This window comes from Streptomyces sp. NPDC086080 (assembly GCF_044540255.1).
Taxonomy (GTDB): Bacteria; Actinomycetota; Actinomycetes; order Streptomycetales; family Streptomycetaceae; genus Streptomyces.
Genome location: NZ_JBITRU010000007.1, coordinates 200385 through 220423, shown reverse-complemented (window position 1 = coordinate 220423; position 20039 = coordinate 200385). Strand labels below are relative to the sequence as shown.

The following is a 20039-nucleotide window of genomic DNA, read 5'->3' as shown; positions in this document are numbered from 1 at the left end:
CAAGAACCGGCCCGAGACTACGGCCGGGCCGGCGGCGCGTACCGGGCCGCCGACCCGCACCATGTCGTCCCGGTCGCCCTCATATGCTGCGACGTCCCCGTCAGGGGCGAGGGGTTCTCACCCCTCGCCGGTTCTCACTCCTCGCCGGCGAGCGTCAGGGAGCGCAGCTTCTGACCGGCGTACCAGGTGGCCAGCACCGTCACGACGGCGAGCAGCACCGTCGCGGTCGTCAGACCCACGTCCGAGGTGACCAGGTCATTGCCGGAGACCTTCTGGGCCACGGCCAGCGACCACTGCTGGACGCTCAGCGTGCGCGCGCCGGGCACCAGGGAGCCGAACAGCGCCTCCCAGATCAGCGCGTAGACCAGCCCGAACACCACCGCGTGCCGCGAGACCGTGCCGAGCAGCAGGAAGAGGGCCGCGTAGGCGATGGAGGCGACCAGCGCGGCCACCGTGTAGGCGACGGCGACCTGCTGGCCGTTGCCGTTCAGGATGAAGCCCGCGATCAGCGTCGGCACCGCGGAGAACACCATCGTGACGGCGACCGCGACGATCAGTTTGGTGTAGATGATCGTGGGCCGCTTGATCGGCTTGGACAGCAGGTACACCACCGAGCCGTCGTCGATCTCGGGACCGATCGCGCCGGTGCCCGCGATGACACCGATGATGGGCACCATGGTGGCCAGCGCGAGCCCGCCCAGGACATCGGCAGCGGTCTGGTCTTCGGCGCCGGCGAGGCCGCGCACCGCCAGGGAGATCGCGATCAGCAGCAGGGGCAGCGCCCCCAGGATGAGGGCCCGGCGCCGGCCGAGCAGGGCCCGGTAGGTGAGCCGGGCGACTGTGGGGTCGTACATCAGGGGCCTCCTACGCCGCGACGAGATACGAGAAGACGGACTCGAGGGACTCGTCGGACGGCGAGACCGTGAGCAGCCGGATGCCGTGCTCGCGCGCGACCTTCGGCAGCAGGGAGGTGAAGCGGCCGAAGTCGACGGCCTGGATGCGCAGGGCGCCCTCCGCCACGTCCACCTCGATGCCGGACGTCGACGGGTCGGCGATCAGCGCGGCCGCGAGCGCGCGGTCGTCGCTGGAACGCACCAGATAGCGGTGCGGCCGGTCCGTCATCAGGCGGCGGATCCTGCGGAAGTCACCACTGGCCGCGTGCCGGCCGGCGACGACGACCTCGATGTGCCAGGCGAGCTGCTCGACCTCTTCGAGGATGTGGGACGAGAACAGCACGGTGCGGCCGTCGTCGCCCATGCGCCGCAGCAGGTCCATCAACTGCATGCGCTGGCGCGGGTCCATGCCGTTGAAGGGCTCGTCCAGCAGCAGCAGCGACGGCTCGTGGACCAGCGCGGAGGCCATCTTCACGCGCTGTCGCATGCCCTTGGAGTACGTGGCGATCTTCCGGTCCTGCGCGTACTCCATCTCGACCGTGGCCAGCGCCTTCTGGGCGGCCTTGGCGCCCAGGCCGTGCAGTTCGGCGTTGGCGACGACGAATTCGCGGCCGGTCAGGAAGTCGTACATCGCCTCGCGCTCGGGGACGATGCCGATGTGCCGGTAGATGGCCTCGTTGCGCCACACCTGCTGTCCGTCGAGGGTGACGGATCCGGTGGAGGGGGCGAGGAAGCCGCCCATCATGTTGATGAGGGTGGACTTCCCGGCACCGTTGGGGCCGAGGAGGCCGGTGACGCCGGGGCCGATGGTCATCGTGATGTCGTTGACGGCGACCACGTTGCCGAACCAGCGGGAGACGTGGTCGATGCTGAGCGTGGTCACAGGCCCACCTTCTTGTAGCGGCGCACCAGAAGGCCGTAGCAGGCGGCGATCAGGCCGAGCGTGAACAGGACGTAGACGACGCCCTCGGCGTTGCCCGGGCCCACCCCGCCGGGGAAGGCGGACGTCGCGCCCAGGAAGGCGGACTGCACGCCGTCGATGAGGGTGATCGGCGAGAACAGGCCGATCCAGGTGGCGGCGTCGCCGTTGCCCTGGACGTCCGCGATAGCCTGGAGGGTGGAGACGGCGCCGTAGGAGATGGTGAGTACGGCGATCACGGCCGCGATGCCGAAGCCCCGGCGCGGGGTGACCGACGCGATGACCAGGCCGATACCGGCGAAGAGCAGCGAGAGCAGTGCCACGGAGACGAGTCCCTGTGCGAATCCCTTGGTCTGGTCGGTGAAGTCGAGCTTGGCCAGCAGCGCGCCGACGTAGAGCACCAGGAGGGGGGCGGCGGTGAGAATGAACAGGGCCGAGGCCAGGGCGGCGAACTTGGCGCGCACGTAGTCGGCGGTCTCGATGGGCCGCGAGAAATACAGGGGTACGGTCTTGAAGCGCAGGTCGCGCGAGACCGACTGGGGCGCCTGCGAGGCGACGTACAGGCTGATGACGGCCTGCATGACGATCGCGTACCGCGTGTAGTCCAGGGGAAGGTCCTTGGCCTTGGTGGCGACCGCGACGGCCACCATGATGGCGGCGGGCACGCACATGACCACGAACAACAGCATCGGCAGCACCTTGGACTTCACCGAGCGGCCGAGGCCGTAGGAGCCGCGCAGGGACTGCGAGTACAGCGACAGCCGCGCGTAACCGCGGCCCAGGCGGGGGCCGTCGTAGGAGCGGTAGCCGATGTTGTGGATACGGGTGTCACCCGGCGCAGTGGCGGGTGTCTGGAGGGACTGCTCAGTTGCCACGGCCGACCGCCTCCTTCCGCTGCTCGTCGCTGTTCGCTTCGGTGTCGTGTGCGTTGTCGTGTTCGTTGTCGTGTTCGTTGTCGTGTTCGTTGTCGTGTTCGTTGTCGGTGAAGACCTCGGAGATGTGGTGCCGGCGCTGTTCCATGCGCACCAGGCCGAGGCCGAGATCCGCGATGACGTCGCGCACCACGTCGTACGTCTCCTCGCCCTGTGTGGTGAGCAGCAGGACGTGTCCGGCGCCCGGCAGTCCGCTGCCGTCCTCGACGCTCACCCCGCGCCCGCGGAGCGCCTCGCGCACCGCGCGGGTGCCGTCCGGGTGCTCGTCGGTGTCGGTGACCTCGATGGCGAGGGTCGTGGTGGTCTGGGTGAAGTCGGTGGTGGAGCTGGAGCGCAGCAGCTTTCCGCCGTCGATGACGACGACGTGGTCGCAGGTGCGTTCGAGTTCGCCCAGCAGGTGGGAGGTGACCAGGACGGAGATGCCGAAGTCGGTGTGGATCCGGCGGATCAGGCCGAGCATCTCGTCGCGGCCGACCGGGTCGAGGCCGTTGGTCGGCTCGTCCAGGAAGACCAGCTGGGGGTCGTGCACCAGGGCCTGCGCGAGTTTCACGCGCTGCTTCATGCCGGTCGAGTAGCCCCCGATGGGGCGGTAGCGCTCCTCGTACAGGCCGACGTGACGCAGCGTGTCCGCGGTGCGCTCCCGCGCGGCGGTGGGCGGCAGACCGGACATGCGCGCCATGTGGACGACGAACTCGGTGGCCGAGACGTCCGGCGGCAGACAGTCGTGCTCCGGCATGTAGCCGACCCGCTCGCGGATGGCGGGGCCCTTGGTGACGACATCGAGTCCGAGCACCTCGGCTCGGCCCTCGGTGGCGGGGGACAGACCCAGAAGGATCTTGATCAGTGTGGACTTGCCGGCTCCATTGGCTCCGACGAGTCCGGTCACACCGGGCCCGACGTCCACGGAGAGCCGGTCAAGAGCGGTCACCCGGGGGAACCGCTTGCTCAGGCTTTCGGTCGCGATCACAGTCACATCCATGACGGTAGTGACCCGGACCACTGCGGTCGTCAGACCGGAGAGCCGTTCCGGGATCCCCCTGGAGTCGTACGGTCCCGTAAGGGAAGCCCTGCCTGAGAGTTATGCACAGGGCTCGGGGCGCCGTTGACGGGCCCTTCGGCGACTGCCACATTCGCCGGTGTGACGCGATGGAGTGGTGCGCGGGAGCGCCGGGTGCGTACGGACGGGGTCGAGCTGTGTGTGGCCGAGCTCGGGGACCCCGCACGGCCGACGGTCGTGCTGGTGCACGGCTATCCGGACAGCAAGGAGGTGTGGTCCGAGGTCGCGCCGCGGCTCGCGGAGCGGTTCCACGTCGTGGCGTACGACGTCCGGGGCCATGGCCGGTCCACGGCGCCGCGTCCGCTGCGCGGCGGGTTCACCCTGGAGAAGCTGACCGGGGACTTCCTGGCCGTCGTGGACGCGGTGAGCCCTGACCGGCCGGTGCATCTGGTGGGGCACGACTGGGGCTCGGTGCAGTCCTGGGAGTTCGTGACGGTCCGGCACACCGAGGGGCGGATCGCGTCCTTCACCTCGATATCGGGACCCTCGCTCGACCACTTCGGGCACTGGATCGACCGCCGGGTGAGGCGGCCGACCCCGCGCCGGGTGGGCCAGTTGCTGGGGCAGGGCGCCAAGTCCTGGTACATCTACCTGCTGCACACACCCGTACTGCCGGAGCTGGCCTGGCGCGGACCGCTCGGCAGGACGTGGCCGCGGATCCTCGAACACCTCGAGAAGGTGCCCGGCGACGGCTACCCGACCCCGTCCCTGCCGTCGGACGCGGCGCACGGGGCCTGGCTCTACCGGGACAATGTGCGCCGCCGGCTGCGCGCCCCGCGCGCCGACGCCTACGCGCACGCGCCCGTGCAGCTCATCACTCCGCTGCGGGACGTGTTCCTCTCGGAGCGGCTCTACGAGGATCTGGAGCGGTGGGCGCCGCGGCTGACCCGGCGGACGCTGCCGGCGAAGCACTGGGTGCCGCGCAGCCGCCCGGACCGGCTGGCGACGTGGATCTCCGACTTCGTGACGTCCGTGGAGGCCGGCCGGGCGCAGGTGCCGGGCCGGGGCCGGTACGCCGACCGGTTGAGCGGTCGGCTGGTCCTGGTCACGGGAGCGGGCAGCGGCATCGGCCGGGCCACCTCGCTCGCCTTCGCCGAGGCGGGCGCGCGTGTGCTGGTGGTCGACCGGGACGCGGAGGCCGCGGCCCGCACCGCCGAGGAGGCACGCCGTGGCGGTGCGGCGGCGGCCTGGGCGGAGACCGTGGACGTGTCCGACGAGCAGGCCATGGAGAAACTGGCGGAGCGGGTCACCACCGAGCACGGGGTGGTGGACATCCTGGTGAACAACGCGGGCGTCGGACTCGGCGGCTCCTTCTTCGACACCACGACGGAGGACTGGAGGAGGGTCCTCGACGTCAACCTGTGGGGCGTGATCCACGGGTGCCGGCTCTTCGGGAGGCGGATGGCCGACCGCCGACAGGGCGGCCACATCGTGAACGTCGCCTCGGCGGCCGCGTTCCAGCCGTCCCGGGCGCTGCCCGCCTACAGCACGTCGAAGGCCGCGGTGCTGATGCTGAGCGAGTGCCTGCGCGCGGAGCTGGCGGGACAGGGGATCGGGGTGACGGCGATCTGCCCGGGATTCGTCAACACCGCCATCACGTCCACCGCGCGCTTCGCCGGCGCGGACGCCGAGGAGGAGCGGCGCCTGCGGAAGCGGACGGCGCGCCTGTACGAGTTGCGCGACTACCCGCCGGAGAAGGTCGCTGCCGCGATCCTGCGGGCGGTGGTGCGCGACGAGGCGGTGGTACCGGTCACCCCGGAGGCACGCACGGCGTATGCGCTCTCCCGGTGGATGCCGGGTGTGCTGCGCAGGATCGCGCGGGTGAGGCCGCCGGTGTGAGGGGGGTGCGATGCGGGCCGAGGCGGTGAGGAGCTGCTCGAGGCGGGCCCATTATCCACAGCGGGCGCCAATTTCCCTGTGGATAACCGCACTTGGCTGTGGATCAAACCTGTTCGGCATAATCGATCGCGTGATACGCGCCTCGCCCGGCAGTCTGAACGGATGGATGAGAGACGCACCGTCAAGGTGTCGAAGTACATCGCCAAGCATCTGCGCCATCAGCCCGGGAGGATCGGGCTCACGCTGGACGAGGGCGGCTGGGTCGAGATCGAGGAGCTGATCGCCGCGGCGACCGCACACGGCTTCCGGCTGACCCGGGAGGAACTGGACCATGCCGTCGCCACCAACGACAAGCGGCGTTTCACCGTCGAGGGCACCCGGATCCGTGCCAGCCAGGGGCACAGCGTCGACATCGACCTCGGCCTGCCGACGGCCACGCCACCGCCGTATCTGTACCACGGCACCGTCGCCCGGAACCTGGAGGCGATCCGGGCCGAAGGACTGCGGCCCATGAACCGCCACGCCGTGCACCTCTCCGAGGACCGTGAGACCGCGACCCGCGTCGGTGCCCGCCGGGGCCGGCCGGTCGTGCTGTCCGTGGACGCGGGCGCGATGCACCGCGACGGACACGTCTTCCACATCAGCGCGAACGGCGTGTGGCTGACCCAGACCGTACCGAGCCGGTATCTGCGTTTCCCCGGCGGCCACTGAGGCCGCATGATCAGCTCTAGGGACCACCTCCCCAGCACCGAGGCCGCTGTCACCGCTCTCCGGGGGCTCGTCGTTCATTCCCCTGCTCGTCCTCGTCCCCTGGCTGAGCGCACAGGTGCGATGACGCGCGAGGGACGACGTTTCACGTGAAACCTGCGGTGCCGCATAGGCTCGGGGCCATGAGCCTGCGTCTGAGTACCGTGATCCTCCCCTATCGCCGCTGGCACGAGGGAAGCCGTTCGGCCTGGATGCGCGCCGAGGAACTCGGCTTCCACACGGGGTACACCTACGACCACCTGTCCTGGCGCAGCTTCCGGGACGGCCCGTGGTTCGGCGCCGTCCCGACCCTCACCGCCGCCGCGGGGGTCACCGAACGGATGCGGCTGGGAACCCTCGTGACCTCGCCGAACTTCCGTCATCCGGTCACCCTCGCCAAGGAACTGGTCACCCTCGACGACATCTCCGGCGGCCGGGTCACGCTGGGGATCGGCGCGGGCGGCACCGGCTTCGACGCCACCGCGCTCGGCCAGGAGCCGTGGACCCCGCGGGAGCGCGCCGATCGCTTCGCCGAGTTCGTGCCGCTGCTCGACCGGCTGCTCAGCGAGGACTCGGTGTCGTACGACGGCGACTTCTACGCCGCGCACGAGGCGCGCAACATCCCGGGCTGCGTCCAGCGGCCCCGGCTGCCGTTCGCGGTGGCGGCGACCGGACCCCGCGGACTGCGGCTCGCGGCACGTCACGGTCAGGCATGGGTGACCACGGGTGACCCCAGGCTGTACGAGAACGGCACGCCCGAGCAGTCGGTTCAGGCCATTCGCGGCCAGGCGGAGAAGCTGGCCGACGCCTGTGCCGAGCTCGGCCGGGACGTGACCGGACTGGACAAAATCCTGCTCACCGGATTCACCCCGGACCGGAGCCGTCCGCTGGCATCCCTGGACGCTTTCGTCGACTTCGCGGGCCGCCATGCCGAACTCGGGTTCACCGAGATCGTGATCCACTGGCCCGTCCCGGACTCGGACTTCGCCGCGGACCAGAAGGTCTTCGAACGGATCGCCATGGAGGCTCCGGCGCAGCTGCGCTGACCCCGGCGCCGCCAGAAGTGGGGTCGAGACCGGTGGTGACGGTGGTAACCACTCAGATGTGCGGAGTCCCGCACGGTCGTGCGGGCATATGCGGGACAATGGTCCGGTGACCTCAGCCACCCAACAGCCCGAGACCCCGGCAGCCGCCACTCCACCGCGGCTCATCGCCACCGACCTCGACGGCACCCTGCTGCGTGATGACAAGTCGCTGTCCCCCCGCACCGTCGCCGCGCTGGCCGCCGCCGAGGAGGCGGGCATCGAGGTCTTCTTCGTCACCGGCCGCCCGGCCCGCTGGATGGACGTGGTCAGCGACCACGTCCACGGCCACGGCCTCGCCATCTGCGGCAACGGCGCGGCCGTCGTCGACCTCCACGGCGGCCCCGGCTCACACCGCTTCGTGAAAGTGCGCGAACTGCCCCACAAGAACGCGCTGGCCGCGGTACAGCTGCTGCGCGATGCCGCACCCGGCACGGTGTACGCCGTCGAGCAGACCTACGGCTTCAACCAGGAGCCCGCGTACCCGAAGCTGCACATGGAGATCCCGGACACGCTCGCTCCCGCCGAGGAACTGCTGTCTCCGGACTCCCGTACCCTCGCCGAGCCGGTACTCAAGATCCTCGCCTACCACCCCGAGCTCGATCCCGACGCCTTCCTCACCGTGGCCCGGCTCGCCATCGGCGACCGCGCCAACGTCACCCGCTCCAGCCCCAGCGCCCTGCTGGAGATCAGTGGACCCGAGGTGTCCAAGGCCAGCACCCTCGCCCTGTGCTGCGCCGAGCGCGGCATCTCGCACGAGGAGGTCGTCGCGTTCGGTGACATGCCGAACGACGTCGAGATGCTGACCTGGGCGGGCCGCTCCTACGCCATGGGCAACGCCCACCCGGACGTGCTCGCCGCCGCCTCGGGCAGCACGGTCGCCAACAACGACGACGGGGTGGCCGTGGTGATCGAGCAGTTGCTGAACGGACGGCTGTAGCCGCTCACAACGACACCCCGTGCCGGGCCAGCCACGGCGCGGGGTTCACCGCCGATCCCATCTCCGGCGTGACCCGCACCTCGAAGTGCAGATGCGGCCCGGTGGAGTTGCCGCTCGTGCCGGACTGACCGATCCACTGCCCGGGTGCGACCCGGTCGCCCTGGTCGACGGCGACGGCGGCGAGATGGGCGTACTGGGTGTAGTACCCACCCGCGTGCCGAATGACGATCTCGACACCGAAGGCCCCGCCGCAGGACACCTTCACCACCGTGCCGGCGCCCACCGCCCGTACCGGTGTGCCGATCGGCACCGCGAAGTCCTGCCCGGTGTGCCGGTTCGCCCACCGCGCACCCCCGCTGCCGTACGACGCGGACAGCTCGTACGTCTCGACCGGCGACACCCAGCGGACGGTGAACCGCGTCTCCGGCTGGTCCAGCCGGACCGCGCCCCGGCAGGATCCGGCCGCGACCGAGGCGTCCGCCTGTCCCTGGAGCTTCCACCGCGCCGATTCGAGCTTCGCCTCGATACCGTCCTTCAGGACGGCGAGTTCCGTGTTCCGCCGCTCCAGCTTCTTCCACGCCGCCGCGGCCCTCGCCTCGTCCCGGTTCAGACGGGCCTCGGCCCGCTCACTCCTGTCGATCGCCTTGTCCAGCGACACCTCCGCCTGTTGCACCGCCCGCTGACCGCGCATCAGTTCCTCGGGGTCGTCCGCGAGCAGCATGTGTGCGGTGAGCGGCAGTCCGCCGCCGTCCCGGTACTGCGAGCTGGCGATCCGGCCGAGGTCCTCGCGCAGGCCGGCCATCTCCCGCCGCTCCAGGTTCAGCCGTTCCTCCAGTTTGTGTGCCCTGGCACGCTGCCTGTCCGCCTCGCGGCGGCCGGCCTCGTATTGTTCGGTCGCCGTGGCCGCTTCCTCGTACAGCCGTGCCACCTCCGCGCTGATGCCGGAGGCGGAGCCATGGCCGGGGGCGTGGGAGCCGTCGGCGGGCCGGGCGGCGAGCACGGCGAGCGCGCACAGCGGCACGGCGGCGAGCAGCGGATGGCGGCGGGTGAAGCGCATGAACGCGATCCTGGCCCCCGCCCCGGCACCCGGTCCTGTTCAGGTCGTGCACATGGGGGAGCACGGGCCCCGGACGGACCATTGATACGACCGAACAGCGGTGCTTCCGATCCCGCCTGACATCGAGTCATGCACGGCGGAGTCGCCGCCGGGCGCTAACGGGACGTCACCAGGAGTTCCGCCTCCTCCTCCCGCCGGGCCATCGCGCGCAACGGACCGTCCACAGCGACGAGTTCCATGTACGGTCCGCGCTGCACCACTCGTCCCGCGTCCAGCACGACCACCTCGTCCACCGCCTCCAGACCGGCGAGCCGATGGGTGATGAGCAGCGTCGTACGGCCCTCGGTGGCGGTCAGCAGATCGGCGGTGAGCGCGTCGGCAGTCGCCAGGTCGAGGTGTTCCGTCGGTTCGTCCAGCACCAGGACGGGGAAGTCCGCGAGCAGCGCCCGGGCCAGTGCCAGCCGCTGGCGCTGCCCGCCGGACAGCCGTGCCCCGTGCTCACCGACGAGCGTGTCGAGCCCGTCCGGCAGACCGTCGGACCAGTCCAGCAGCCGGGCCCGGCCGAGCGCGTCACGCAGGTCGTCCTCGGTCGCGTCCTTCCTGGCGAGCAGCAGGTTCTCCCGTATCGAACTGTTGAAGAGGTGCGCGTCCTGGGCGCACAGCCCGACCAGCCGCCGTACGTCGTCGCCGTCCAGGGCGCAGGCGTCCACGCCGGCCAGCGTGTACGAGCCCGCCTCCGGGTCCAGGAAGCGCAGCAGGGTCTGGGCGAGGGTCGTCTTGCCCGATCCCGAGGGACCGACGACCGCGATCCGGCGGCCCCGTTCCAGGGTGAGGTCCAGCCCTGCGAGGGCGTCCCGGTCCTGTCCGGCGTACCGGGCGGTCAGCCCCTTGGCCACGAGCGGGAAGGGTGAGACGGGTGGCTGCCGGGGCGACTCGGGCTCCCGCACGGGCAGCGGAGCGTCCAGCACCTCGTACACGCGCTCGGCGCTGCGGCGCACCCGCTGCCGGTACTGCACGGCGAGCGGCATGCCCAGGACAGCCTCGAAAGCGGCCAAGGGGGTGAGGACGACGACGGCCAGCAGCACTCCGTCGAGCCGGCCGGTGGCCACGGCCTGGACGCCGACGAGCGCGGCGGCCGCGGCCGTCAGACCGGAGATCAGTGCGGTGAGCCCGTCACCTAGTGCGGTGGCGGTCGCGGTCCGCGAGGCGATCCGGGTGAGGGTGCCATCGGCCCGGCGCGCCTCGGCGACCCGCGCGGGCAGGGCACCGGCGACGGTCAGCTCCGCGGTTCCGGTGAGCAGATCGGCCACCCGGGCCGCGAGGACGCCCCGTGCCGGTGCCAGCCTGTGTTCCGCACGGCGGGCCACGGCACCGGTGAGCACGGGCACACCGACGCCCGCCGCCAGCAGCCCGGCCGCGAGCACGGCACCCGCCTCGGGCAGCAGCCAGGCCGTGAAGCCGACGGACAGGACGGAGACGACGGTGGCGGCACCGGCCGGCAGCAGCCAGCGCAGCCAGTAGTCCTGGAGCGCGTCCACGTCGGAGACCAGCCGGGAGAGCAGGTCACCCCGGCGGGCGCCGCGCAGTCCGGCGGGCGACAGCCGCTCAAGACGCCGGTACACCGCGACCCGGGTGTCCGCCAGCATGCGCAGGACGGCGTCGTGCGACACGAGCCGCTCGGCATAGCGGAACACGGCCCGGCCGATGCCGAAGGCCCGGGTCGCCGTCACGGCCACCATCAGGTACAGCACGGGCGGCTGCTGGGAGGCCCGGGAGATGAGCCACCCGGAGGTCGCCATGAGCCCGACCGCGCTGCCCAGCGCGAGGGTGCCCAGCAGCAGAGCGAGGGTGATCCTCCCCCGCCGGGCGCCGGAGAGACGACGGACGCGTGCGAGGACACCGCCCGCGACCGGTGCCGTGTTCTCGGGCACTGCGGTCCCGCTGTCCGGAACGGGGCCGACGGCGACGGCCGGGGCGGCGCCGGCGGCCCGGGTCACGGACGTCCCCCGGTCGCCGGTGGAAGCCGGTTCCGCGAGCCGTACCACCCGGTCCGCGACGGCCAGCAGAGCCGGACGGTGCACCACGAGCAGCACCGTCCGGCCTGCCGCCAGCCGTCGTACCGCCGCCACAATCTCGGCCTCGGTGGCGCCGTCCAGCGCGGCCGTCGGCTCGTCGAGCAGGAGGACGGGCCGGTCCGCCAGGAACGCCCGGGCCAGCGCAAGCCGCTGCCGCTGCCCGGCCGACAGCCCTGCGCCGTCCTCCCCCAGCACGGTGCCGGCGCCCTGCGCCAGCGCGTCCACGAACTCCAGCGCCCCCGCGTCGCGCAGTGCGCGCCGTACGGCCTCGTCGTCCGCGTCGGGCCGGGCCAGCCGTACGTTCTCCGCGATCGTCCCGGCGTACAGATGCGGCCGCTGCGGCACCCAGGCGATGCGGCTGTGCCATGCGTCGAGGTCGAGTCCGGCGAGATCGGCTCCCCCGACCCGTACCCGCCCCTCGGTGGGCCGGACGAAGCCCAGCAGTACGTTCAGCAGGGTGGACTTGCCCGCCCCGCTCGGGCCGACGAGAGCGACCGTCTCGCCGGGCGCGACGGTGAAGGACACATCCGTCACGGCGTCCGCGGACCGGCCGTCGTAGCGGACCGTGACCCCCTCGAAGAAGACCGCTCCCGCGGGCACCGCGCCCCTGCCGGAAGCGGGCACGGGCGTCTCCAGCACGGAGAAGATCTCCTCGGCCGCTCCGAGGCCCTCCGCGGCCGCGTGGTACTGGGCGCCGGCCTGTCGCAGCGGCAGATAGGCCTCCGGCGCAAGGATCAGGATGAGCAGGCCGGTGTAGAGGTCCATCTCGCCGTACACGAGCCGCATGCCGATCGTCACGGCGACCAGCGCCACCGAGAGCGTGGCCAGCAGTTCCAGCGCGAAGGAGGAGATGAAGGCGATGCGCAGCGTACGCATGGTCGCCCGCCGGTACTCGGCGGTGATTCGCCGGATCGACTCCGCCTGGGCCTTGGCGCGTCCGAACACCTTCAGCGTCGGCAGTCCGGCGACGACGTCCAGGAAGTGCCCGGACAGCCGGGACAGCATCAGCCACTGACGGTCCATCCGGGACTGGGTGGCCCAGCCGATCAGCACCATGAAGACCGGGATGAGCGGCAGGGTGCCGACGATGATCGCCGCCGAGACCCACTCCTCGGTGACGATCCGTGCCAGCACCGCCACCGGCACGACCACGGCGAGCCCCAGCTGGGGGAGGTAACGCGAGAAGTAGCCGTCGAGGGCGTCGACTCCCCGCGTGGCCAGGGCGACCAGCGATCCGGTGCGCTGCCCGCCCAGCCAACCCGGCCCCAGTGCCGTCGCCCGCTCCATCAGGCGGTCCCGCAGCTCCGACTTCACCGCGGCGCTCGCCCGGTGGGCGGCCAGCTCGGTGAGCCAGCCGACCAGCCCGCGGCCGAGCGCGACGACAGCGAGCAGCAGCAGGGGAGTGCCGAGCTCGCCGACGGACAGGCCGTCCTCGAACGCGCCCACCACGATTTCGGCGATGAGCATGGCCTGGGCGATGACCAGCACCGCGCCGAGGGCCCCCAGGCCGACGACCGCCACCAGGAAGCCCCGGGTGGCACGGGCGTACCGGAGCAGCCGTGGGTCGATTGGTTTCACGTGAAACACACCTCAGTGCACGGGATCGGCGATGTGCTGGGTGCCGATCCGCTTGCGGAACACCCAGTACGTCCAACCCTGGTAGAGCAGCACCATCGGAGTGGCGATCACCGCGAGCCAGGTCATGATCTTCAGGGTGTACGGGCTGGACGAGGCGTTGGTGACGGTGAGGCTCCAGTCCGCGTCGAGCGTGGACGGCATGACGTTCGGGAAGAGCGTCAGGAAGAGCATCGCCACAGCGGCCACGATGGTGACGCCGGACAGGGCGAACGACCATCCTTCGCGCCCCGCCTGGTTCGCCAGCAGGGCGGTGACCAGCGCGGCGACCGCCACGGCCAGCGCGACCAGGCTGGTGCCGTCCCCGTTGTCGGCCTGGGTCCAGAGCAGGAAGGCCAACGCCAGCACGGCGGTGACGAGACCCACGCGCAGGGCCAGCTTCCGTGCCCGTTCCCGGATCTCACCCACCGTCTTGAGGGCCGTGAACACCGTGCCGTGGAAGGTGAACAGCGTCAGGGTGACCAGACCGCCCAGCAGGGCGTACGGGTTCAGCAGGTCCCAGAAGTCACCCACGTACTCGAAATCGGCGTCGATCTTCACGCCGCGCACGATGTTCCCGAAGGCCACGCCCCACAGGAACGCCGGGATCAACGAGGTCCAGAAGATCGCTGTCTCCCAGTTGCGCTGCCAGTTCTCCTCCGGCCGCTTCGCCCGGTACTCGAAGGCGACACCGCGAACGATCAGGCAGATCAGGATGAGCAGCAGGGGGAGGTAGAAGCCGGAGAAGAGCGTGGCGTACCACTCGGGGAAGGCGGCGAAGGTCGCGCCGCCGGCCGTGAGCAGCCACACCTCGTTGCCGTCCCAGACGGGTCCGATGGTGTTGATCAGCACCCGCTTCTCGGTGCGGTCCCGGGCGAGCAGCCGGGTGAGGATGCCCACTCCGAAGTCGAAGCCCTCCAGGAAGAAGTAGCCGATCCACAGGACGGCGATGAGAACGAACCAGACATTGTGCAGTTCCATGACGGTGCGGCTCCCTCGGCCTAGTACGAGAAGGCCATCGGCTTGTCGGCGTCACGGGTGTCGCCGCCGACCTTCGTGGGCGGGGTGAGGTCGGACTCGCTGAGCTCGGGCGGACCGGCCTTGACGTACTTGGCGAGCAACTTGACCTCGATGACCGCCAGGGCGGCGTAGAGCAGGGTGAAGACCGACATCGAGGCGATGACCTCGGCCTGGGACACACCGGGGGAGACGGCGTCCTCGGTGCGCATCAGGCCGTAGACCACCCAGGGCTGCCGGCCCATCTCGGTGAAGATCCAGCCCCAGGAGTTGGCGATCAGCGGGAACGCCATGGTCCACAGCGCCAGCAGCCAGTACAGCCGGGTGAGACGGGAACCGAAGGGATTCTTCAGCAGCACCAGGCGCGGTACCTCGTCCTCCCCGGTGCGGTGAGCGGCCGGCAGCAGGAACTTCTTCCGGGTGAGCCAGAGTCCGAGGAGGCCGAGCGAGAAGGACACCATGCCGAAGCCGATCATCCAGCGGAAGCCCCAGTACGCGACCGGCACGATGGGCTTGTAGTCACCGGGGCCGTACTTCTCCTGCAGGGCCTCGTTGGTGTCGTTGATGCCGGGCACGTACGAATCGAAGTCGTTGTGCGCGAGGAAGGACAGCAGTCCGGGAATCTCCAGGGCGACCTTGTTGTGCCCCTCGTCGACGTCCCCGTAGGCGAACACGGAGAAGGGCGCCGGCTTCTCGCCGTCCCACAGGGCCTCGGCGGCGGCCATCTTCATCGGCTGCTGCTCGTACATGATCTTGCCGAGGGTGTCGCCGCTGACCGCGGTGAACAGACCGCCGACCGCCAGGGTGACCAGGCCGAGCCGGAGCGAGGTCCGCATCACCGGGATGTGCTTCTTGCGCATGAGGTGGAAGGCGGCGATGCCCACCATGAAGGCACCACCGGTCAGGAAGGCCGCCGAGAGGGTGTGGAAGACCTGGTTGAGCGTGGTGTTCTGGGTGAGCACCAGCCAGAAATCGGTGAGCTCGGCGCGGCCCTTGTCCTCGTTGAACCGGTAGCCGACCGGGTGCTGCATCCAGGAGTTGGCGGCGAGAATGAACCAGGCCGACAGCAGCGTGCCGAACGAGACCATCCACATACAGGCCAGGTGGATCTTCTTGGGCAGCCTGTCCCAGCCGAAGATCCACAGACCGATGAAGGTGGACTCGAAGAAGAAGGCGATCAGGGCCTCGAACGCGAGCGGGGCACCGAACACGTCACCGACGAACCGCGAGTAGTCGGACCAGTTCATACCGAACTGGAACTCCTGCACGATGCCGGTGACGACACCCATCGCGATGTTGATCAGAAAGAGCTTGCCCCAGAACTTCGTCGCCTTGAGGTACTTCTCCTTGTCCGTGCGCACCCAGGCGGTCTGCAGCCCGGCGACAAGGGCGGCCAACGAGATCGTCAGGGGAACGAAGAGGAAGTGGTAGACGGTGGTGATACCGAACTGCCATCGCGCCAGGGTCTCCGGCGCCAGAGCCAGATCCACGTCGTCGCTCCTTACTCAGCGGTGGTCACAGCGACCGCTTGGTCCCGTTCGGCCTGCCGTATTCAGGCAAAACGGAAGCGCTTGTGAACGCGTTCACATTCACAAGCAATTATGTCCTACTGCTTTTTCACCCAGGAAGGGGGGTCCCCTGTGACGTCAGCCCCTTTTCCCACACGTCCGGGGTACACGGAGGCGGCCGGACGTCATCCGTCGGCCGCCTCCGCGCCTGCGCTGTACCCGCTGGTCAGACGTCCTTGCGGAAGTCCTCTGTCACCTTCAGGAAGATGTCGTTGGCCTCGGTCTCCCCGACCGTGACCCGCACGCCCTCCCCGGCGAACGGCCGGACGACCACACCCGCCTGCTCGCACGCCTGCGCGAACGGCATCGTGCGCTCCCCCAGCCGCAGCCACACGAAGTTGGCCTGGGTCTCCGGCACGTTCCAGCCCTGGGCCCGCAACGCGTCCATCACCCGGTTGCGCTCACACACCAGCGACCCGACCCTGCCGATCAGCTCGTCCTCGGCGCGCAGCGAGGCGACCGCCGCGTCCTGCGCGATCTGACTCACCCCGAACGGCACCGCCGTCTTGCGCAACGCCGCGGCCACCGGCTCGTGGGCGATGGCGAAACCGACGCGCAGCCCCGCCAGGCCGTACGCCTTGGAGAAGGTCCGCAGGACGCAGACATTGGGCCGCTCGCGGTAGATCTCGACGCCGTCCGGCACCTCGGTGTCCCGGATGAACTCACGGTAGGCCTCGTCGAGCACCACCAGGACATCGCTCGGCACCCGGTCGAGGAAGCGCTCCAGCTCGGCCCGCCGCACCACCGTGCCGGTGGGGTTGTTCGGGTTGCAGACGAAGATGAGCCGGGTCCGGTCGGTGACCGCGTCGGCCATCGCGTCCAGGTCGTGCACATCGCCCGGCGTCAGCGGCACCTGCACCGGCGTGGCACCGCTGATCCGCGTGATGATCGGATAGGCCTCGAAGGAACGCCAGGCATACATCACCTCGTCGCCGGGCCCGGAGGTGGCCTGCAGCAGCTGCTGGGCGACACCGACCGAACCGGTACCGGTGGCCACGTGGGACGCCGGGACACCGAAACGCTCGGAGAGCTCGGCCATCAGGGCCGTACAAGCCATGTCCGGGTAGCGGTTGAAGGAGGAGGCCGAGGCCGCCACGGCCTCCATCACGCCCGGCAGCGGCGGATAGGGGTTCTCGTTGGAGGACAGTTTGTACGCCGCCGGACCGCCGGCCGCAGCCGGTTTGCCCGGCGTGTACGCGGGGACCCCCTCCAGCTCGGCGCGCAGCTTGGGGCTCGTCTCGCTCACCGCAGTCCTCCTCGTGACCGGCGGCCCATGACCGCCGCCGACATCCAATGCTGCTCACCCTATGAGGATTCGACGCCGCTGCGTATAGGGACGGCGCAGGCACACGCCGGACGCCCCGGACGCATGCCTCCCTCATCGGTCACACCCAACAGGGGCAACACACCCGAAGGGGTAGGAACGGCGCACGGACCGGGGGCGCGCCGCACATATATCTACGCGCCCGTGGTTCGCGCCGTGGCGCGCATCCCCCGTGCAGGTGAGTTGAGACCTCTTCGCAACATCGCACCCTCGGCAGGCCCGCGTGCGTCGATACGACAGGTCTTGTCATTGGAACGTTCAACAGTCTTTGTTTTCAAGGAGTTCAAGCCTTAATGATCATGCAGAAACGTGCCTGTCAATGCGTGCATATGCGTCCGCCCTACCCCACCGCATGAGCCCTACTATCGGCTCGCCATGACAGCAGCAGGGAAGCACCAGGTGAGCCGCGCGGAAACCTCACGCCGAGGCAGCCGGCCGGATCGAGCGGGCATCAGGGACGTGGCCGCCGCCGCCGGAGTCTCCATCACGACCGTCTCCGACGCCCTCAACGGCAAGGGCCGGCTCCCGGACGCCACCCGGCGCCACGTCCGCGAGGTGGCCGACAGACTGGGGTATCGCCCCTCGGCCGCCGCCCGTACGCTCCGCACCGGGAAATCCGGACTCATCGGCCTGACCGTGACGACATACGGGGATGAACCTTTCACCTTCACCGAGTTCGCCTACTTCGCCGAGATGGCGCGCGCCGCCACCTCCGCCGCGCTCGACCGCGGCTATGCCCTCGTCATCCTGCCCGCGACCTCCCGCCACGACGTGTGGTCCAACGTCGCCCTGGACGGCACGGTCGTCATCGACCCCTCCGACCAGGACCCGGTGGTCAGCGAGCTGGTCCGGCAGGGCTTACCGGTCGTTTCCGACGGCCGTCCGGTCGGCTCGCTGCCGGTCACGGCCTGGGTCGACAACGACCACGAGGCCGCCGTCCTGGGCATCCTCGACCACCTCGCCGACGCGGGCGCCCGCCGGATCGGCCTGCTCACCGGCACGACCACCGACACCTACACCCGCCTGTCGACCACCGCGTATCTGCGCTGGTGCGAGCGAGTGGGCCAGGATCCGGTGTACGAGGCCTACCCGGCACATGATCCGTGCGCCGGAGCCGTCGCCGCCGACCGGCTGCTCGCCCGCCCCGACCGGCCCGATGCCGTGTACGGCCTGTTCGACCCGAACGGCACCGATCTGCTCGCCGCCGCCCGCCGCTACGGCCTGCGCGTGCCGGACGACCTGCTGCTGGTCTGCTGCAGCGAGTCCACCGTCTACGCCAGCACGGAACCGCCGGTCACCACGCTCTCCCTGAAGCCGCGCCGCATCGGCACGGCGGTGGTCCAGCTGCTCATCGACGCCATCGAAGGGGTCGATTCGGACCGCCCGGTGGAGCAGGTCATACCGACCGAACTTATCGTCCGTACCTCTTCGCAACGGCGTCCGCCCCGTACGACGGTCAGCCCGCCGAGGTCGCCGGCGAACGGGACATGAGTACCGGGGACGCCGTGCCGGGGACGCCATGCGGGGGAGGGCGACGACGGGAGCACGACAACGGCGGTCCGACCGGCGCGGGCGCGTGCCGACGGCGGACAACCGGACCGGCGGATGGCGCGTTCCGACGGCGGACACCGGACCGCCACCAAGCGGTCACAGAACGGCCCAAAAGGGGCGAACGTCACGGCGAGTCGGAGTCTTGCTCCGATTCACCACCCCTGGGTCATCACACAGCGCGATCCGCATTCCTATGATGGGCCCACGACACCGCGGGCCGCTGCGACCAGGCAGTCCGACGCGGTGCAGATGCGGCGCGATGGTGGAGGGGTCGATGACTCAGGGGGCCGGTCAGGGACCCGAGGTGGAGCGGACAGCGACGTTGCGCGACTTCCGGGTGCCCGCTTACGTCCACGAGACCGGTCCGTACGCCCAGAGCACGCACCCCGGCGATGTCGCCCCGCCCTGCGAGGAGGCCTACCCGGAGGGCTACACGCCCACCCAACGGGACCTCCCCGTCATCAACCGGGGCGACACCGTCCAGGTGACCGTCGACCCCGCTCCCGTCACCGCGCCACCCGCCACCGGCCCGGGACCGCTCTACGTGGTCGGCGACGTCCACGGCTACCTCGACGAACTGCTGGCCGCCCTCCAGGAGCAGGGCCTCGTCGACGCGGCGGGCCAGTGGTGCGCCGGCACCGCGCGCCTGTGGTTCCTCGGTGACTTCACCGACCGCGGACCGGACGGCATCGGCGTCATCGACCTCGTGATGCGGCTGTCCGCCGAGGCCGCCGCGGCCGGCGGCTACTGCAAAGCCCTCCTGGGCAACCACGAACTGCTGCTGCTCGGCGCCAAACGGTTCAACGACACCCCCGTCAACTCCGGGGCCGGCACCGCCACCTTCCAGGCGGCCTGGCTGCTCAACGGCGGCCAGAAGACCGACATGGACCGCCTCCAGGACCACCACCTGCAGTGGATGGCCCGCCTCGACGCCGTCGAGGCGGTCGACGGCCATCTGCTGCTCCACTCCGACACCACCGCCTACCTCGACTACGGCCGCTCCATCGAGGAGGTCAACGACACCGTCCGCGAGACGATCGCCCGCAACGACGCCGACGAGGTCTGGGACCTGTTCCGCAAGTTCACCAAGCGGTTCTCCTTCCGTGACGAGGGCGGCGCCGACGCTGTGCGCTCCCTTCTGGATACGTACGGCGGCACCCGGGTCGTTCACGGACACAGCCCGATTCCGTACCTGCTGGGTGAAGTCGGCTCGGAGGACGGCGAGGACAACGGGGGTCCCGTGGTCACCGGACCACATGTCTACGCCGACGGACTCGCCATCGCGATGGACGGCGGGGTCACCATGGCCGGAAAACTGCTGGTCCAGCAGCTGCCGCTGAACGGCTGAGCGTTCCACGGGCCGTGTTCCGGCGGCCCGCGACCGCACGGCGCGGACGGCAATTTCGGTAAACCCCCTGTCACCG

General features: G+C 70.3%; 15 protein-coding genes. 6 read left to right on the top strand and 9 right to left on the bottom strand.

Translation table 11 applies throughout. The features are described from left to right. Nucleotides 1-134: 134 nt before the first annotated feature. Genes ACIF9R_RS11840 through ACIF9R_RS11825 form a run of 4 tightly spaced genes read right to left on the bottom strand, consistent with a single transcriptional unit; the run spans nucleotide 135 to nucleotide 3723 of the window. A complete protein-coding gene (locus ACIF9R_RS11840) occupies nucleotides 135-854 on the bottom strand; it encodes an ABC transporter permease subunit (protein WP_399977741.1) in 720 nt (239 codons plus the stop codon). Nucleotides 855-864: 10 nt separating this feature from the next. After that, nucleotides 865-1776 carry an ABC transporter ATP-binding protein gene (locus ACIF9R_RS11835; protein WP_399977739.1) on the bottom strand — a complete coding sequence of 304 codons (912 nt, stop codon included), beginning with the start codon at nucleotides 1774-1776 and terminating at the stop codon, nucleotides 865-867. Further along, nucleotides 1773-2687 carry an ABC transporter permease gene (locus ACIF9R_RS11830; RefSeq protein WP_399977737.1) on the bottom strand — a complete coding sequence of 305 codons (915 nt, stop codon included), beginning with the start codon at nucleotides 2685-2687 and terminating at the stop codon, nucleotides 1773-1775. The genes ACIF9R_RS11835 and ACIF9R_RS11830 overlap by 4 nt, the downstream gene beginning before the upstream one ends. Beyond that, entirely contained in the window at nucleotides 2677-3723 is a 1047-nt protein-coding gene (locus ACIF9R_RS11825; RefSeq protein WP_399977734.1) for an ABC transporter ATP-binding protein, read from the bottom strand. The genes ACIF9R_RS11830 and ACIF9R_RS11825 overlap by 11 nt, the downstream gene beginning before the upstream one ends. 159 nt (nucleotides 3724-3882) lie before the next feature. Between ACIF9R_RS11825 and ACIF9R_RS11820 the strand changes: the two genes are divergently transcribed. The 4 genes from ACIF9R_RS11820 (at nucleotide 3883) to ACIF9R_RS11805 (ending at nucleotide 8409) form a co-directional block, all read left to right on the top strand. Further along, entirely contained in the window at nucleotides 3883-5640 is a 1758-nt protein-coding gene (locus ACIF9R_RS11820; RefSeq protein ID WP_399977732.1) for an SDR family oxidoreductase, read from the top strand. Between the two features lie 162 nt (nucleotides 5641-5802). Continuing rightward, nucleotides 5803-6351 carry an RNA 2'-phosphotransferase gene (locus ACIF9R_RS11815; protein WP_399977730.1) on the top strand — a complete coding sequence of 183 codons (549 nt, stop codon included), beginning with the start codon at nucleotides 5803-5805 and terminating at the stop codon, nucleotides 6349-6351. Between the two features lie 179 nt (nucleotides 6352-6530). Further along, nucleotides 6531-7433: an LLM class flavin-dependent oxidoreductase gene (locus tag ACIF9R_RS11810; protein ID WP_399977728.1), complete on the top strand. Its 903-nt coding sequence runs from the start codon at nucleotides 6531-6533 to the stop codon at nucleotides 7431-7433. An 88-nt stretch (nucleotides 7434-7521) separates the two neighbouring features. After that, nucleotides 7522-8409: an HAD family hydrolase gene (locus ACIF9R_RS11805; protein ID WP_399977726.1), complete on the top strand. Its 888-nt coding sequence runs from the start codon at nucleotides 7522-7524 to the stop codon at nucleotides 8407-8409. A 4-nt stretch (nucleotides 8410-8413) separates the two neighbouring features. Here the strand turns inward: ACIF9R_RS11805 and ACIF9R_RS11800 are convergent, their stop codons facing one another. The 5 genes from ACIF9R_RS11800 to hisC form a co-directional block, all read right to left on the bottom strand. Further along, entirely contained in the window at nucleotides 8414-9466 is a 1053-nt protein-coding gene (locus ACIF9R_RS11800; RefSeq protein ID WP_399977724.1) for a peptidoglycan DD-metalloendopeptidase family protein, read from the bottom strand. Between the two features lie 155 nt (nucleotides 9467-9621). Further along, nucleotides 9622-13119 (bottom strand): thiol reductant ABC exporter subunit CydD, encoded by a 3498-nt coding sequence (gene cydD, locus ACIF9R_RS11795; protein ID WP_399977721.1) that lies wholly within the window; start codon nucleotides 13117-13119, stop codon nucleotides 9622-9624. Between the two features lie 12 nt (nucleotides 13120-13131). After that, nucleotides 13132-14136 carry a cytochrome d ubiquinol oxidase subunit II gene (cydB, locus tag ACIF9R_RS11790; protein WP_399977719.1) on the bottom strand — a complete coding sequence of 335 codons (1005 nt, stop codon included), beginning with the start codon at nucleotides 14134-14136 and terminating at the stop codon, nucleotides 13132-13134. 20 nt (nucleotides 14137-14156) lie between these two features. Beyond that, nucleotides 14157-15662, bottom strand: a complete 1506-nt coding sequence (locus ACIF9R_RS11785) for a cytochrome ubiquinol oxidase subunit I (RefSeq protein WP_399977717.1) — start codon at nucleotides 15660-15662, stop codon at nucleotides 14157-14159. A gap of 244 nt (nucleotides 15663-15906) precedes the next feature. Then, on the bottom strand, nucleotides 15907-16986 hold the full coding sequence (gene hisC, locus ACIF9R_RS11780) for a histidinol-phosphate transaminase (protein ID WP_399977715.1): 1080 nt from the start codon (nucleotides 16984-16986) through the stop codon (nucleotides 15907-15909). Between the two features lie 453 nt (nucleotides 16987-17439). Here hisC and ACIF9R_RS11775 point away from each other — a divergent pair, with 453 nt between their 5' ends. Beyond that, nucleotides 17440-18555, top strand: a complete 1116-nt coding sequence (locus tag ACIF9R_RS11775) for a LacI family DNA-binding transcriptional regulator (protein ID WP_399977713.1) — start codon at nucleotides 17440-17442, stop codon at nucleotides 18553-18555. 319 nt (nucleotides 18556-18874) lie between these two features. Further along, a complete protein-coding gene (locus tag ACIF9R_RS11770) occupies nucleotides 18875-19963 on the top strand; it encodes a metallophosphoesterase (RefSeq protein WP_399977711.1) in 1089 nt (362 codons plus the stop codon). Nucleotides 19964-20039: the final 76 nt, after the last annotated feature.

Coding starts and splice junctions, on each gene's coding strand:
- ACIF9R_RS11810 (WP_399977728.1), top strand. CDS start 6,531: ATGAGCCTGCGTCTGAGTACCGTGATCCTCCCCTATCGCCGCTGGCAC.
- ACIF9R_RS11840 (WP_399977741.1), bottom strand. CDS start 854: ATGTACGACCCCACAGTCGCCCGGCTCACCTACCGGGCCCTGCTCGGC.
- ACIF9R_RS11815 (WP_399977730.1), top strand. CDS start 5,803: ATGGATGAGAGACGCACCGTCAAGGTGTCGAAGTACATCGCCAAGCAT.
- ACIF9R_RS11825 (WP_399977734.1), bottom strand. CDS start 3,723: ATGGATGTGACTGTGATCGCGACCGAAAGCCTGAGCAAGCGGTTCCCC.
- ACIF9R_RS11800 (WP_399977724.1), bottom strand. CDS start 9,466: ATGCGCTTCACCCGCCGCCATCCGCTGCTCGCCGCCGTGCCGCTGTGC.
- ACIF9R_RS11770 (WP_399977711.1), top strand. CDS start 18,875: ATGGTGGAGGGGTCGATGACTCAGGGGGCCGGTCAGGGACCCGAGGTG.
- ACIF9R_RS11775 (WP_399977713.1), top strand. CDS start 17,440: ATGACAGCAGCAGGGAAGCACCAGGTGAGCCGCGCGGAAACCTCACGC.
- ACIF9R_RS11805 (WP_399977726.1), top strand. CDS start 7,522: ATGCGGGACAATGGTCCGGTGACCTCAGCCACCCAACAGCCCGAGACC.
- cydB (WP_399977719.1), bottom strand. CDS start 14,136: ATGGAACTGCACAATGTCTGGTTCGTTCTCATCGCCGTCCTGTGGATC.